The organism is Paenibacillus sp. Soil750 (genome assembly GCF_001428045.1).
GTDB lineage: Bacteria > Bacillota > Bacilli > Paenibacillales > NBRC-103111 > Paenibacillus_E > Paenibacillus_E allorhizoplanae.
The window spans coordinates 167,216-183,807 of record NZ_LMSD01000007.1 but is presented as its reverse complement, the minus strand read 5'-3'; the positions used below and the strand labels follow the sequence as shown (position 1 = coordinate 183,807).

Annotated in this window: 13 protein-coding genes; all 13 read left to right on the top strand. The window is 45.3% G+C overall.

Annotation, left to right across the window (positions count from 1 at the left end; translation table 11 throughout):
- Positions 1-369 precede the first annotated feature (369 nt).
- The 13 genes from ASL11_RS09030 to murB all read left to right on the top strand — a co-directional run bounded on the left by ASL11_RS09030 (position 370) and on the right by murB (position 16,592).
- Positions 370-1,458, top strand: coding sequence for a DUF4349 domain-containing protein (locus ASL11_RS09030; protein WP_082595338.1), 1,089 nt, complete (start codon positions 370-372; stop codon positions 1,456-1,458).
- A gap of 126 nt (positions 1,459-1,584) precedes the next feature.
- The gene (gene mraZ, locus ASL11_RS09025; RefSeq protein WP_056612672.1) at positions 1,585-2,022 is read left to right on the top strand and encodes a division/cell wall cluster transcriptional repressor MraZ; all 438 of its coding nucleotides are present in this window, start codon (positions 1,585-1,587) and stop codon (positions 2,020-2,022) included.
- 69 nt (positions 2,023-2,091) lie between these two features.
- A complete protein-coding gene (gene rsmH / locus ASL11_RS09020) occupies positions 2,092-3,042 on the top strand; it encodes a 16S rRNA (cytosine(1402)-N(4))-methyltransferase RsmH (protein WP_056612670.1) in 951 nt (316 codons plus the stop codon).
- A gap of 18 nt (positions 3,043-3,060) precedes the next feature.
- A complete protein-coding gene (gene ftsL2 / locus ASL11_RS09015; protein WP_056612668.1) occupies positions 3,061-3,513 on the top strand; it encodes a cell division protein FtsL in 453 nt (150 codons plus the stop codon).
- A gap of 15 nt (positions 3,514-3,528) precedes the next feature.
- Positions 3,529-5,829 carry a penicillin-binding transpeptidase domain-containing protein gene (locus tag ASL11_RS09010; RefSeq protein ID WP_082595337.1) on the top strand — a complete coding sequence of 767 codons (2,301 nt, stop codon included), beginning with the start codon at positions 3,529-3,531 and terminating at the stop codon, positions 5,827-5,829.
- Positions 5,830-5,915: 86 nt separating this feature from the next.
- Positions 5,916-7,844: a stage V sporulation protein D gene (locus tag ASL11_RS09005; protein ID WP_056612666.1), complete on the top strand. Its 1,929-nt coding sequence runs from the start codon at positions 5,916-5,918 to the stop codon at positions 7,842-7,844.
- Between the two features lie 111 nt (positions 7,845-7,955).
- A complete protein-coding gene (locus ASL11_RS09000) occupies positions 7,956-9,446 on the top strand; it encodes a UDP-N-acetylmuramoyl-L-alanyl-D-glutamate--2,6-diaminopimelate ligase (protein WP_056612664.1) in 1,491 nt (496 codons plus the stop codon).
- Positions 9,443-10,825, top strand: a complete 1,383-nt coding sequence (locus ASL11_RS08995) for a UDP-N-acetylmuramoyl-tripeptide--D-alanyl-D-alanine ligase (RefSeq protein WP_056612662.1) — start codon at positions 9,443-9,445, stop codon at positions 10,823-10,825. Before ASL11_RS09000 ends, ASL11_RS08995 begins: the two co-directional genes overlap by 4 nt.
- A gap of 84 nt (positions 10,826-10,909) precedes the next feature.
- On the top strand, positions 10,910-11,845 hold the full coding sequence (mraY, locus tag ASL11_RS08990; RefSeq protein WP_056612703.1) for a phospho-N-acetylmuramoyl-pentapeptide-transferase: 936 nt from the start codon (positions 10,910-10,912) through the stop codon (positions 11,843-11,845).
- 3 nt (positions 11,846-11,848) lie between these two features.
- Entirely contained in the window at positions 11,849-13,243 is a 1,395-nt protein-coding gene (gene murD, locus ASL11_RS08985) for a UDP-N-acetylmuramoyl-L-alanine--D-glutamate ligase (RefSeq protein WP_056612660.1), read from the top strand.
- Between the two features lie 55 nt (positions 13,244-13,298).
- Positions 13,299-14,396 carry a stage V sporulation protein E gene (gene spoVE / locus ASL11_RS08980; RefSeq protein WP_056612658.1) on the top strand — a complete coding sequence of 366 codons (1,098 nt, stop codon included), beginning with the start codon at positions 13,299-13,301 and terminating at the stop codon, positions 14,394-14,396.
- 7 nt (positions 14,397-14,403) lie between these two features.
- Entirely contained in the window at positions 14,404-15,474 is a 1,071-nt protein-coding gene (locus tag ASL11_RS08975) for an undecaprenyldiphospho-muramoylpentapeptide beta-N-acetylglucosaminyltransferase (RefSeq protein ID WP_056612656.1), read from the top strand.
- 212 nt (positions 15,475-15,686) lie between these two features.
- A complete protein-coding gene (gene murB / locus ASL11_RS08970; protein WP_056612654.1) occupies positions 15,687-16,592 on the top strand; it encodes a UDP-N-acetylmuramate dehydrogenase in 906 nt (301 codons plus the stop codon).

Below are 16,592 nucleotides of genomic sequence, written 5' to 3'. Positions count from 1 at the left end.
TGTCTTGATTCGCTCATGGAAAGACACCTCTTAGTTAATAGTTAAGATTATTATCACTTCTACACTAAGAGACGTCCACTATTAATTCTAAGTGCAAAGGGATAATTAACTACATGAAATACATCTAAATCAATATTTCAATGATATTCATCTAAAATAACTGTACTTTTTCCAGCTAACTCCTAAAAGTCCCCGGCATCATACACCCCAGCAAGCCCAGCAATGTCACCCCAATTACTAAAACATTCAACTGTCTCGAAAATCTTTATCTCTTTTATTGCAATCCACGTTGTTTCCATGCAACTTTCGAGTTGAACATTCCGTTTGAAGGGTGTATAACCTATAAATGGAAATTGGGGGCGTGTTGCAATGAGGATAAAGATAAGAGGAGCAAGCTTAGCCATTATGATTGTTACGTGTTTATTGGCATTGGGGGTGCTGGCGGGATGCGGTTCCACATCTGAGAGCAAACAAGATGCGTCCAGCGTAGCTTCCAAAGGCGAATTGAACAGCGTGCAAACGTCAGGTGCGACAGCAGATCAGTTTACCGACGCTAAACAAGTGAATGCAAGCAACGCAGCTCCAGCAGCTATGGCAAAGGAATCCACAACGAAAGCTCCTACAACGGAAGGGAAGGCAGCTGCGCCAAATGTTGTGATGCCTGCTAGCGGGAACGACCAGGAGGCTGGTTTTAACCGCAAACTAATTTATCGGGCTAATCTCGTGATGCCAGTTGAAGACTATAGTAATGCTCAAACCCGGCTGCGGGATCTCGTTGCATTAAGCGGAGCTTACATTTTGCAGTTTTCCGAGAGTGCGAATACCGGTGAAAAGGGTGGTACTTATACGATTAAAGTCGCAGCGAATGGTTTTGTATCCATGCTGGACGGACTAGAAAAGATAAGCCCAGCGCTCCAAAGGAATGTACAAGGGCAGGACGTGACGGAAGAGTACGTAGATCTTAGCTCTCGTTTGACGGCCAAACAGCTTGTTGAAACTAGATTGCTTAGCTTTATGGAGAAAGCAACGAAGACAGATGATTTGCTAGCATTTTCTAATGAACTTGCCAAGGTACAAGAGGCGATTGAGCAAATCAAAGGCAGAATGCGTTACTTGGATCAAAATGTTTCGTACTCCACCATCGAGCTGCGCATGTATCAACAAACAGGAAAAAAACCGTTGCTTTCTGACCCGAATGAACTAACTCTAGCAGAACGTGTTGAAAAAGCATGGGGCTCTAGCCTGAATGTTCTGGTCGCTGTGATGCAAGGTGTCCTCGTTTTCCTGGCTGCCGCGGTGCCCGTTTTGGTGATATTACTTCTTATTTCATTCCCAATCTGGGTATACAGACGCAAGCGGAACCAGCAATTGAAGGAATTGCGCTTAAAACTGAAGGAGCAACAAGTATCTGAAAATACACTTGAAGATACGGAACAAGGAACAAAAGGCACAGAATAGACCTAAAAAACGAAATAAATTTAATTAATCCTGCTAACTAAGCAGGATTTCTTTTATTTTTAGCGAATATTGATTCAAATGTGGTGAAAAGTGGTACAAAGTGGAGGGAAAGGGGGACTTGATGCTATGTTTATGGGTGAATATCAACATAGCATTGACGAGAAAGGCCGAATGATTATTCCGGCTAAATTTCGTGAAGCCCTTGGCGAAGCTTTTGTCATCACACGTGGTTTAGATCAGTGCTTATTTGTATACCCGCAATCCGAATGGTTAATTCTCGAACAGAAGCTGAAAGCATTGCCATTAATGAAATCAGATGCACGTGCTTTTACCCGGTTTTTCTTCTCTGGTGCAACAGAGTGTGAGCTTGATAAGCAAGGGAGAGCTAACATTCCAAGCAATCTCGTCGACCATGCCAAGTTAGAAAAAGATTGTGTCGTTATCGGAGTTTCTAATCGTGTGGAGATTTGGAGTAAGCAAGTTTGGGAAAGCTATGCCAATGAGTCTGAACAGTCATTCAATGAAATAGCAGAGAAGCTGGTCGATTTTAATTTTGATTTATAGAAATTTAGTGTTTAAGAATATGCTTACGAAGTCAGTTTTGCCAAGGCAAAACTTTTAGGAGGACAACGAGTGTTTCATCATGTGACTGTACTTAAAGAAGAATCTGTAGAAGGTTTACATATAAAACCAGATGGCGTTTACGTGGATTGTACGATGGGAGGCGCGGGACATAGCTCTCTTATCGCTTCCAAACTAGGACCAGAAGGGTTACTCATTGCCCTTGATCAAGATGATGTTGCTCTAGCCAATGCGCAAACGGTGCTTGCACCCTATCTAGATCGTGTAGCCATTATCAAAAGCAATTTTCGAGAAATCGAGCATGTATTGCGCGGAGTACCCAAAGCTATGAAAGATGGCAGACCCCAGGTTGACGGCATTTTGTTCGATCTAGGTGTATCTTCTCCACAGTTGGATGATGGTGATCGTGGTTTCAGCTACAACCATGATGCTGAGCTTGATATGAGAATGGATCGAGATACGCTCCTCACGGCCAAAACGATCGTGAATGAATGGCCAGCTGACAAAATTGCTAAAGTTTTGTTCGAATATGGGGAAGAAAAGTTCTCGAGACGAATTGCTGGAGTCATTGTGGAGGCAAGAGAGAAGAAAACGATTGAAACAACGGGGGAACTCGTTGAATTGATCAAAGAGGGGATCCCAGCTGCCGCAAGACGGACGGGTGGACATCCAGCGAAACGCAGTTTCCAAGCATTACGAATCGCAGTAAACGACGAACTAGGCGCGTTTGAAGAAGCGCTTCAACAATCACTTAACTGTTTGGCACCTCAAGGGCGGATTGCAGTCATTACGTTTCACTCTTTGGAGGATCGCATCTGTAAACAATTTTTCGTGAAAAATGTGGAGAAATGTACGTGCCCGCCAGCTTTTCCAATGTGTGTTTGTGAGAAGGCTGGGGATTTGAAGCTCGTTACACGTAAACCAATTCTACCTAGTGAACATGAATTAGAAGTCAATCAAAGAGCCAGATCGGCAAAATTAAGAATAGCAGAAAAGCTTTGACCAAGGGAGGAATAAGCGATGTCATCATATATTCAAGGCAATTTGGCACTTGATCCGAAACGTAAACCGAATCAACAACAACGTGTTAAGATAAAAGAAACAACCAAGGTTGTTTACCGCAATTCCTCATTGCCAGCGCAAGAGAAAATGCTCTACTTATTCACAGTTGTACTCTGTGTTATTGTTGCTGGCGTGATCATTTGGCGGTTTGCTGCGATTTATCAGATGAATGCGAATATTTTGAAAATGCAAGGTGAAATCCGTGAAATTCAAGCACAGAACAGCGCGCTTAAGCAAGAAGTTGAGAAACTGCAAAGTCCAGATCGTTTAAAAGAGGAAGCCGTACGCCTCGGGTTTAATTTACAAGATGTGAAGCAAGGTGAAATCGTTGCTCAATCTACGAAAACGAAATCTAGTACAACGACAGCTACAACGAGTGGCAAAAGTACGAAAGCTGCTTCTAAACCGTAACAGGCAGGTACTCATATGACAAAAAAAATTAAGTTACGTTCTTTGCTACTTGGAGGGTTTTTCACCCTTCTTTTTGTTGTCCTCATGGTTAAAGTCTATTGGATTCAAGTGGTAGAAGCATCCTGGTTGCTAGAGAAAGCTGAGAAAAGATGGGAAACAGATAAAGTGCTGGCTCCCGTACGCGGTTCGATTTTGGATCGTAATGATAAGGTGCTCGCCGTAGAAGCAACAGCTTATACAATTGCGCTAAATCCGAAAGTGATAGATGCTTTGCACATTGCTGAGGATGTGACTCAGGGGTTAGCGGATATTTTGAAAGAATCCGAAGCGTCTCGTGCAGAACTCGTAAATAAGATTCGCGAGAGGGCAACGAAAAAAAAACTCGATGGTACAGACTTCGCTGCCAATGTTGAAGTGCGTAACGAAGGTTGGAAGATTGAGAAAGAGAAAGCGGATAAAGTTCGCGTGCTCATTGCCAACCTACAAACGAAACTCAAATTAGGCACCAGAGCGAGCGTAGGGATTTCAATTCTTGAAGATGAGAAGAGATACTATCCGGGTGAAACGTTGGCGTCCCATATTCTAGGGTATACGAACAAAGAAGGTGAAGCATCACTTGGCCTAGAGTTGAAATTAAACGACACACTTAAGGGTATTCCAGGGATGCTAAGTTATGAAAAGGATGGTAAAGGTGTAGAACTTCCCGATGCCAAAGTCAACTTTAAACCTGCGGAAGACGGAAACAATGTAAGACTCACGATCGACAAAAACATACAGTTTTATTTAGAGAGCGCCTTGACGAAAGTCAATGACAAGTGGCATCCCAAAAGCCTGACAGCTATCGCGGTTGATCCGAAAACGATGGAAATTCTAGGGATGGCAAACACGCCGAACTTTAATCCGAATACGTACTGGAACTATGATCCACAGAAAGATTTTAGAAATGGCGCCGTTTCTTCCAGATATGAACCTGGATCTACATTTAAGTTAGTTACCCTAGCAGGAGCGGTGGAAGAGGGATTGTTTAATCCGACAGAAACCTATCAATCGGGTTCGATTAAAGTATCAGACCGTATTCTCCATGACCATAATCTCGTCGGGTGGGGCAAAATCACCTTCTTAGAAGGTTTGAAGAGGTCTAGTAACGTTGCTTTTGTAAAGCTAGGAATTGAGAAGTTAACACAAAATAAACTACGCGATTATATTAATAAGTTTGGTTTCGATCAAAAAACGAACATCGATATGCCAGGAGAAGTATCAGGTCTAATTGACATGAAATATCCGTCTGAGTACGCAACAGCGACATACGGGCAAGGAAAAGTCGTAGTTACAGCCATCCAACAAACCGCAGCGTATGCAGCCATTGCGAATGGTGGTAAATTGATGTGGCCGCACATTGTGAAGGACATTCTTGATCCTAAAACAGGCAAAGTAATCACGGCGTATGAACCTCAAGTAATCAGACAAGTCGTGAGTCCGCAAACGGCAACGCAAGTGAGTGGCTACTTGGAACAAGTCGTCTCGGATCAAGAAGTCGGAACAGGTAAACTTGCCTATATGGAGGATTATCGGATAGCAGCAAAAACAGGGACGGCGAATATCGTACTTCCTGGTGAAAAAACCTACTCTTCCGATACATGGGTAATCTCGTTTATTGGCTATGCGCCAGTAGAAGATCCACGGATTTTAATTACACTTATCGCTGATCAGCCTGATTTGGGTGGGAATTATCATTTGGGCGGTCAAGTCCTAGCGCCTGCGTTCAAAGAAATCGTGGGTGAGTCTTTGCAGTACATGGGCGTTGCCTCAAGTAAAAAGCCGAAAACGATCACCAAAGAAGCGAATCGTCTGAATGTACCGAATTTGTTAGATGTTTCATCGACAAGCGCTAAAGAGACTGCCAAAGATATTGGTCTATCACTTGAGGTGTTCGGTAAAGGTGAGAAGGTTGTTGATCAATTCCCGAAGGCTGGCACTCAAATTCTATCAACGCAGCATATTTACGTTGCCATGCAACCTGTCGAGGAAATGCCGCTTCCGAATCTTGTTGGCAGATCCCTGAGAGACGCTGTTGAGACATGTTCTTTCTTCAAAATTGATTGTCAAACCTCTGGGGAAGGGTATGTATCTGAGCAATCCGCTGCAGGTGAAGGTCGTGGCGTAACGCTGCAACTTAAACCGTTAAGTGATAAATCGGATACGGCAAGCGGATCAAACCCAGTTGCAACGCCTACAGGTTCACCGACGCCGTCACCAACGCCTAACGCCAAAACGGAATCACAACGAACGACAACGACAGCAAATAAACAACGTTAGTGAACAGCTTGTTCTAACCCCTGTTTGTCCCGAATAGTCATGTTAGGAATGAACATGACAATAGTGGGAAGGGAGACTGAACGTTCATGCGGGCTTCTAACGTTACCGTTCGTCGCAGATTGTTTACGGCGTTAATCATTGGAACTGTCATCTTTACAGCACTTATTATCCGTCTAGCCTATGTTCAACTTTGGATCGGACAAGACCTCGCGAAGCTGGCCGAGAACAGTTGGCGAAGAGAAATTGGTTTTGCACCCAAACGAGGCGAAATTCAAGACCGTAATGGCTTGACACTTACGTATAGTATGAGTACTCCTACTCTTGTGGCGATTCCTATTCAAATTAAAGATGCTCACGCCACAGCCGCTAAGCTGGCAGAAGTGTTGGATGGAAATGAAGAGGACATATACAAACAAATTACCAAGAAAGAAATGCAAAACTATATAAAGCCTTCGGGCCGTAAAATTACAATAGAAAAGGCGCAGGAAGTGCGTAATTTGCAACTGCCTGGCATCATCGTAGCGGAAGATAATAAGCGCTACTATCCTTATGGTTCACTTGCAGCGCATATCCTAGGCTTCGCAGGGATAGATAAAGGGTTAACGGGGATTGAGTCGAAATATAACTCACAACTGACAGGTATCGCAGGCAATATTGCTTATATGACAGATGCAGCTGGACGGAAATTGGCTGGTACAACGGATACCTACACAGCCCCTAAAGATGGGCTAAATGTGAAGTTGACCATCGACAGCCATCTGCAATCGGTGATGGAACGTTCGTTAGATCAAGCGATGGTGCAGTATCAAGCACAGAATGTCATTGCCATCATGATGGATCCGAATACTGGTGAGATCCTGTCAATGGGCAGCCGACCGACATATGATCCAGGCAAATATATGGCGTCGCCGGCTGAAACGTATAATCGGAATTTACCGATTTGGAAAACGTATGAGCCTGGTTCTACCTTTAAGATAATTACCCTTGCCGCAGCACTAGAAGAAAAGAAAGTAGATCTAAAGAATGAACAGTTCTACGATCCAGGTTCGATTGAAGTTGGGGGCGCTCGGTTACGTTGTTGGAAACGTGGTGGACATGGCAGTGAAACGATGCTGCAGGTTGTTCAAAATTCCTGTAACCCGGGGTTCGTTGTGATGGGGCAGCGATTAGGCAAAGAGAAATTATTTGACTATATTTCCCGATTTGGTTTTGGTAAGAAGACAGGAATTGATCTCGGCGGTGAAGAGAATGGGATCATGTTCAAACCATCGCAAGTAGGTCCTGTGGAGTTGGCAACAACCGCTTTCGGTCAAGGGGTTTCTGTGACACCGATCCAGCAAATTACTGCGGTCTCAGCGGCGATCAATGGCGGTAAACTATTTAAGCCTTATGTTGCAAAATCCTTTTCCAATCCAGATACTGGTGAAGTTGTCGATGTTGTAGAGCCAGAGTTAGTTCGGAATGTTATCTCAGAGGATACGTCCAGACAAGTTCGTGAAGCGCTCGAGAGCGTCGTCGCGAAGGGGACAGGTCGCAATGCATTTATTGACGGCTACCGTGTTGGCGGAAAAACAGGAACAGCCCAGAAGGTTATTAATGGACGTTATTCACCTGATGAGCATATCGTGTCATTCATTGGCTTTGCGCCAGCGGATAATCCGAAGATCGTTGTCTATGCGGCTGTGGATGATCCGAAAGGCATTCAATTCGGAGGCCTGATTGCAGCGCCATTAGTTAGAGATATTATGGCAGATGCCCTGCGTTACATGAAGGTTGAACCAGACAAAAATCAACTTGATAAAGAATATCGCTATGGTGAAATTCCAATTGTTGAAGTGCCGGACTTGGTTGGAGCGTCAGTTGATGATATATTAGAAGACCTGAACATGAATTTTAAGTTAGCCAAATCTGGGAATGGGAAGTATGTCATCTCTCAAGCACCTAAAGCAGGCTCACGTGTGGATCAGGGTTCTACGATTCGTATCTTCTTATCCAATGTGGATCCAGAGAAATAGAGATCTGGCACATCACTCAAAAAAAGATTTACAAAGAAGACATGTTTAGCTTTTCTACTTGCATAAAATTGTCCATAATAGATAGATAAATCTAGGAAGAGAGGGTTGCTTATGAAACTGCAGGAGCTTGCTTCCGCACTGCTCATTACCCACATACATGGCGATAAAGACACGGAGATCACGGGAATTGAGGCAGACTCTCGTAAAATAAATCAGGGAGATTTGTTTCTTTGCATCCCTGGATTGACAGCTGATGGCCACGACTATGCCCCCAAAGCGATTGCGCTTGGGGCTTCTGCGCTTGTTACGGAGAGAGTGCTCGACGTACCAGTCCCTCAACTCGTTGTAAAAGATGCCAGATATGCGATGGCGGCTCTTTCCGCCCATTTCTTCGGATATCCAAGCAAAGAGCTCAAGGTTATCGGAATTACAGGGACGAACGGTAAAACAACTTCAACGTATATTTTGGAGAAAATTATCGCGGATCAAGGCTATGTAACAGGGTTAATGGGCAATATCCATATCAAAATTGGTGATGAATACATAGAAAATAAAGCCACGAATACACAGGAAGCTTTGGAACTACAACGTATTCTAAGGAAAATGGCGGATACGGGGACTGATTATTGTATCATGGAAGTCTCTTCTCATGGTCTTGATATGGGAAGAGTGAAGGGGATTCAATTCCGTTCAGGCATATTTACGAATTTGACACAGGATCATTTGGATTATCACAAAACGATGGATGGCTATGCGGCAGCGAAAGGATTGCTATTCTCTCGACTTGGTAATGGTTTCTCAGCGGATCCGAATGCTCGCCAATATGCCATCCTTAATGTTGATGATGAGGCTTCACAGACGTTCCATCGCTTGACAGCTGCACAAGTGATTACGTACGGCATTGAAAACGATTGTGATGTGCGGGCTTCCGATATTCGGATGACTTCACAGGGGACTGAGTTTCAGCTGCATTCTTTTGCAGGAGAAGCTTTCATTCGCATGCAATTGGTAGGAAAATTCAACGTGTACAATGTGCTTGGGGCGATCGCTGCTGCCTTAGCGGAAGGGATTCCCTTGGAGGCCATTTGTACTAGTTTAGGACGTATCGCAGTAGTAGAAGGTAGAATGGAAGTTGTCAACGAGGGCCAGGATTTCCTAGTGTTGGTCGACTATGCGCATACGCCGGATGGTTTAGAGAATGCCCTCTCCACGGTAAGTGAGTTTGCCGAAGGGAAAATAATCACCGTTTTCGGCTGTGGCGGTGATCGTGACAGAACGAAGCGCCCAATCATGGGGAAAGTTGCAGCACACTATAGCGACTTTGTATTTGTGACATCTGATAATCCTCGTACGGAAGATCCAGATGCGATTTTGGCAGATATTGAACCGGGGCTCAAAGAAGTTAATTACCCAGAAAATCAGTATATCTTACTGGCTGATCGTAAAAAAGCGATACAAAAGGCTATTGAAGAGGCAGGCCCTAAAGATGTAATATTGATAGCGGGAAAAGGCCACGAAACGTATCAGGATATCATGGGTGTCAAGCATGATTTCGACGATCGTTTGGTGGCTAAGGCTGCGATAAAGGGGAGAACACAGTGATTCAGCGTACATTAGGTCAAATAGCAACGATGCTCCGCAGCGAGGTGTCCGATGTTCATGGCGACATTTTGATTAAAGGAGTCTCTACGGATACACGTTCGATTCAGGCTGGCAGTCTGTTTATCCCGCTTATCGGAGAAAATTTTGATGGTCACCAGTATGCGGAAGATGCTTATCAGAAAGGGGCTGCGGCTATTCTCTGGCAAGTTGACCATGGTCCTGCGCCAAGCAGTATCCCTAACATTCAAGTCGAGGATACACTTGCAGCACTTCAGAGTTTGGCCAAAGCTTACCGCCAAGAGCTCTCTGTACGAATCATCGGCATAACAGGAAGTAATGGGAAGACGACAACCAAAGATTTGGTTGCAGCTGTTCTAGGCAGTACTTATGAAGTTCATAAAACAAAGGGAAACCTGAATAACCATATTGGTTTACCACTTACACTCCTGCTTCTTGAAGAAACGACGCAATTTGCAGTCGTCGAAATGGGCATGAGCGGACGCGGCGAAATTGCTTTATTGTCTGAAATCGCAGAGCCTGAAGCTGCTATTATCACCATGATTGGTGAGTCACACATGCTTCAGCTAGGTTCTAGAGATGAAATCGCCCGTGCGAAAGCGGAGATTGTTACCGGCATGCGAATTGACAGTTTGATCATTTATAACGGGGATGAGCCGTTAATTGAACAAGCACTTGGCGAACTGGATCTGCCAGAGGGCTTGCGGCGCATTCGTTTCGGCCAAAGCCACGATAACGATCGCTACCCAACCGATATCCGCATGGATGCGGATGGCGCTTACTTCACCATCAATTCCCCCGGATACGAGGAATTATTTATTCCCTTGCTTGGCACGCATAACGTCGTGAACACGCTCGCAGCCATTGCCGTCGGCGAGGCCTTCGGCGTCACGCCAAGTGCTGTTGCAGCTGGGCTTCGCGCGCTGCAGATGACAAGCATGCGCATCGAGAAGCTCACGGCAGCCTCTGGGCTGACCGTACTTAACGATGCGTACAACGCCAGCCCCGCCTCGATGCGGGCGGCTATTGCCCTGACCGAGCAGCTGAGCGGCTTCGGTCGGAAGTTCCTCGTGCTCGGCGACATGCTGGAGCTTGGCGAGCACGAAGAGCAGTTCCATCGCGGCATTGGCGCGATGTTGTCTCCGGAACGTGTAGACTACGTCTTCACGTTCGGGCGTCTCGGCCGCTTCATTGCGGAGGAAGCGGCGAAGCAGTTCCCGCAGGCGCAAGTACGCGCCTACGACGACAAGGCGCAGCTCGCGGAGGAGCTCGCAGCACTCGCAAAGCCCGAGGATCTCGTGCTCGTGAAGGGCTCGCGTGGGATGCGGCTCGAGCAGGTTGTCCATAGCTTATTAGCCTAATTAACGAAATCGAATTGCATGTATGAAATAGAGTGACGGAAATGAGCAGGGGGAACCAACGTGGAAAACGCAGTATTATTAACAATGGGTGTGGCATTTGTGCTTGCGCTAATCATGGGGCCATTATGTATACCTATTTTAAGACGAATGAAATTTGGTCAGCAAATTCGTGAGGATGGCCCGCAGGGACATCTCAAAAAACAAGGTACACCAACGATGGGCGGCGTCATTATTTTACTCGCGCTCTCCTTGGCTACACTTCGTTTTGCTGATAAAAATACAGATTTACTCATTTTATTATTAGCTTCATTAGGTTATGGACTTGTTGGCTTCCTTGATGACTATATCAAAATTATTTTTAAGCGTTCATTGGGACTTACAGCAAAGCAAAAGCTTTTTGGTCAATTATTGATTTCAGCCATTGTCTGTTATTTACTCGTTATGCAAGGACACAGCACAGATATTTATGTGCCATTCGTTTCGTATCATATGAATGCGGGTTGGTTGTATTTCCCGTTAATGGCTATTTTGATGCTAGGCGCTTCGAATGCCGTTAACTTTACAGATGGCTTGGACGGCTTGTTAGCGGGGACAAGTGCAATTGCATTTGGGGCATACACGATTATTGCCATGAATAATACACAGCCTGAAGCAGCAATCTTCTCAGCAGCAATGGTTGGTGCCGTACTCGGGTTCCTAGTATTCAATGCGCATCCTGCCAAAGTATTCATGGGTGACACCGGCTCTTTGGGAATCGGTGGTGGACTTGTTGCCGTTGCCATCTTAACGAAAGCAGAACTTCTTCTAGCTATTATTGGCGGAGTTTTCTTAATTGAAATTTTATCTGTTGTCATTCAAGTTGTTTCATTTAAAACTAGGAAAAAACGCGTGTTCAAAATGAGTCCGATTCATCATCATTTTGAGTTGGTTGGATGGTCTGAGTGGCGAGTTGTAATTACTTTCTGGGTCGTAGGTTTAGTGCTTGCCGTGCTCGGATTATATATGAATGAGGTGTTGTAGAACATGAAGCATCCGCGGGATTATCGTGGACTTGAAGTGATCGTACTTGGCTTGGCTCGCAGCGGTGTCGCTGCAGCTAAGCTTTTTCATCAAAAAGGAGCTCTCGTCACTGTCAACGACAAAAAGGAACGAAGCGCGTGCCCTGAAGCCGACGAACTGGAGGCTCTGGGTATTTCTGTTGTATGTGGGTTTCATCCGGAGTCCCTCGTGCATCAAGGGGTTGCGCTAGTTGTCAAAAATCCAGGGATTCCGTATTCGGTAGACCCGATTCGAAAAGCAGAAGAACTCGGTATTGAGGTTGTGACTGAGGTTGAGGTAGCTTATCAATTTTGTGAAGCGCCAATTATTGGTATCACAGGCTCCAACGGAAAGACAACGACAACAACACTGATCGGCTTGATGCTGGAAACGGCGGGCTTAAAGCCAGTTGTTGCAGGCAACATTGGCCGTGCGTTAACCGAAGCTACACCTGAGGTGACAGCTGAGAATTGGATGGTAGTTGAATTAAGCTCTTTCCAGCTAAAAGGCACAACAGCGTTCCGTCCAAACATTGGCTTATTGTTAAATGTATACGAAACACATCTAGATTATCATGGCTCCATGGACGATTATATCGCCTCTAAAGCCAAAATTTTTGAAAATCAAACAGAGGAAGACACAGCTATTTTGAATTGGGATAACGAAGTGTGTCGACGTCTTATGCCAAGTTTGAAGGCGAAACAATTTCATTTCTCACTGGAAGAAAAACTTGCATATGGTGTCTATTTAGACGCGGAGACGGACTGTCTTGTGTATGCGAACGGTCAGGGATCTGTTCAAACCATTATGCCGGCTTCTGACATGGGCATGCCGGGCAGCTTTAACGTTGGCAATGCGTTGGCAGCCGCTGCAGCGGCCATTACAGCTGGCGTAGCACTACCTGTGATTGCAGGTGAGTTAAGAAAGTTCCAAGGCGTAGAACACCGCCTAGAGCTTGTGAGAGAACTTGATGGCGTAAGCTTTTATAATAACTCTAAAGCAACGAATGCTGCCGCTTCCATTGTGACCATTGAGGCTTTTAATCAACCAGTGATCTTGATAGCTGGCGGCTTGGATCGCGGTTCGGATTATATGGAACTGCTGCCAACTTTTCGTAATCGTATCAAAGGAATTGTCACTTTAGGGCAAACCAAAGAGAAAATCAAGCATATTGCCGAATTGGCAGGGATTAGTAAGGTGCAAACCGTCGATACTGCTAAGGATGCAGCGGACGCGGTTTCACAAGCCGTGCAGCTTGCCTGGCAAATGAGTGAGCAAGGAGACATCGTGCTTCTATCACCAGCTTGTGCAAGTTGGGATATGTTTCCATCCTATGAGGACAGGGGACGCATGTTTAAGGAGTCCGTGCATAACCTTTAAGTAGGGCTTATCCACATTTTAAAGGGAGCCCACAACTGACAAAGAGGTGTCTGTAATGGGTAAAGCACGCTCCGCTCCTGACATTTGGATTATTATTCCGACCTTGCTGCTTTTGACAATCGGCGTTATTATGGTCTACAGCGCTAGTAGTGTACTTGCGTTTCGTGAGTTTGGCGATTCTTTTTATTATTTAAAAAGACAACTGATCTTCGCCGTACTAGGAATTGTAGCGATGTTCTTCACGATGAATGTGGATTATTTGGTGTGGAAACGATTTGCAAAGTTAGCCTTGTTTGTTTGCTTTGGTATGCTGGTCATTGTTTTGATTCCTGGTATCGGCGTTATTCGTGGCGGTGCCAGAAGTTGGCTTGGAATCGGAGCTTTCGGGATTCAACCTTCTGAATTTATGAAAATAGGGATGATTCTATTTCTTTCTAAGATGCTATCCGAAAATCAGTCCAAGATTACACTGCTTACCAAAGGGTTGATGCCGCCTCTAGGTATTATGGGAATTGCATTCGGTTTGATCATGCTGCAGCCGGACTTAGGAACTGGAGTTGTATTAGTTGGTGCCTCGCTCTTAATTATTTACACGGCTGGCGCGAGATTGCTTCATCTTTCCTATCTAGGTATGATAGGAGTTGCGGGTTTTATTGGGCTCGTTATTGCCGCTCCATATCGCCTTAAGCGGATAACAGCCTTTCTCGACCCATGGCAAGATCCACTTGGTGCTGGTTATCAATCTATACAATCCTTATATGCGATTGGACCAGGCGGACTAGTAGGACTTGGACTCGGAATGAGCCGGCAAAAGTATAGTTACTTACCAGAGCCGCAAACTGATTTTATTTTTTCTATTATCGCTGAAGAACTTGGTTTTATAGGGGGTACATTGGTTCTGCTGCTCTTCACCATCTTAGTATGGCGGGGAATGCGTGCGGCCATTACGGCACCAGATACATTTGCCAGTTTAATTGCAGTAGGCATTATCGGCATGATCGCCGTTCAAGTTATTATTAACATCGGCGTCGTTATTGGAATGTTTCCGGTAACTGGTATTACGCTGCCATTTATAAGTGCAGGGGGATCTTCACTGACACTCATGCTGACATCTGTCGGCATCCTGCTTAATATATCCCGCTATTCGAGGTGACAGGGGAATGAAGACAATTGTATTTACCGGAGGAGGCTCCGCAGGCCATGTAACCCCTAATTTAGCGCTGATGCATAAGCTGAAGCAGCAAGGTTGGGATGTCAAATACATAGGCTCGGCTACAGGTATTGAAAAAGAGATCATTGATCGAGAAGGGGTTCCCTTTTATCCGATTTCTTCAGGGAAATTGCGCCGATATTTTGATCTCAAAAATATAAAAGATCCATTTAAAGTGATGAAAGGTGTTTATGAATCGTATCGGTTGCTTAAACGTTTGAAACCCGCCATTGTCTTTTCGAAAGGCGGGTTCGTTTCCGTTCCTGTCGTTCTTGGGAGCCGTATGAACAATATTCCTGTTATTATCCATGAATCCGATATGACGCCAGGACTGGCGAATAAAATTTCGATCCCATTTGCAACGAAGGTATGTGTGACATTTCCTGAATCCCTTTCGCATATTAAGGGCGGAAAGTCTGTTCTTACGGGCTTGCCGATCCGTGAACATATTAGCAGTGGTAAAGCAACGCGCGCGCTTCAGCTATGTGATTTCCATTCTCAGAAGCCTGTGATATTAGTTATGGGTGGAAGCTTAGGTTCGCAGGTGCTGAATCAAGCTGTACGCGCTAACTTAGGTCGCTTACTCCAACAATTTCAAATTGTGCATCTGTGCGGCAAAGGAAATGTGTCTGTTGAGCATCTTCATACCCGTGGATATAAGCAATTTGAGTACTTGAACGAAGAGCTTCCTGATGTGCTGGCGATGACGGATCTCGTCATTTCTCGTGCAGGTGCAACGTCTATCTTTGAGTTTCTAGGTTTAGAGAAACCCATGCTGTTAATCCCGCTATCCCGTCAAGCTAGTCGAGGGGATCAAATTCTGAATGCAGCATCTTTTCAGAAGGCAGGTTATGCCGATGTGATACAGGAAGAAGATTTAACCACTGAGGGACTTGGTGATCATGTCGAAGCGCTTTACAAGAACCGTGAGACGTATAAAGCAGCAATGCAATCACGTAATGAAAGTGATGCCGTAGCTGCTATCGTGAAATTGATTGAATCGCATAGCAATTCGTTGTGAATTTGTTAAAGCGTATAGGCGATTGTCACACTCTAACCGATTTTACATAAACTACACTATAACCGTGACAGACACCTAAGGCTTCATAAGTGAACAAGGAACGAAGAACGGCCGACTTCGCTCAGCTCCTTATGATTGAAATGTCAGAACTTGTATGTCTTACATCTTACATTTCTACATTTCGCCCTACGTTCTGTGAAGGAGGTTTTCCCATGCAGAAGTTAATAGCCGACTTAAAGGCATCAAATATTGGCGAGATAAGAACGAATGAACGACTAGCTCCATACACCACTTGGAAAATCGGCGGTCCGGCTGATTGCTTGATTATTCCGCACTCCAAAGAGCAGGTAGCTGCATCCATCAAGTTTCTTCATGAGCGTGGAGTACCTTGGACTGTAATCGGTAGGGGCTCCAACTTGCTTGTGGGAGACAAAGGGATTCGAGGCGTCGTGATTAAGCTGGGCCAGGCGCTTGAAACCCTTCGTTTTGAAGGCGCGATGGTTTATGCAGGAGGTTCCTATTCGTTCATTAAATTGTCCGTACTCGCAGCCAGAGAAGGTTTGACCGGACTGGAGTTTGCTTCAGGAATCCCCGGTACTGTGGGAGGCGCCGTCTACATGAATGCAGGGGCTCATGGGTCCGATGTGTCACGCATACTCAAGCAGGCTGAAGTCATCCTGGATACAGGGGAATTGGTCGTCATGCAGGCAGAAGATTTACAATATGCTTATCGACATTCTATTTTGCACACATTGCCTGGCATTGTAACAGAGGCTGTCTTTGAATTACAGGTTGGAGACCGCAACGAAATCGCAGGGGCTATGGCCGCTTATCGAGATCGGCGATTGCGTACCCAACCTTTGCAATTAGCTTGCGCAGGAAGTGTATTCCGCAACCCCGAAGGGGGCTTCGCAGCGAAGCTCATCGAAGAAGCAGGCCTGAAAGGCAAACGTGTCGGTGGAGCAGAGATCTCTATGCTTCACGCCAATTTCATTGTTAACACAGGAGAAGCTACAGCCGAGGACGTTCTTACCCTTATCAACGAAGTACAGCAGATCGTAGAGCAATCGTACGGTATTAAGCTAGTACCTGAGGTTTTGGTAATGGGTGAGAGGTAA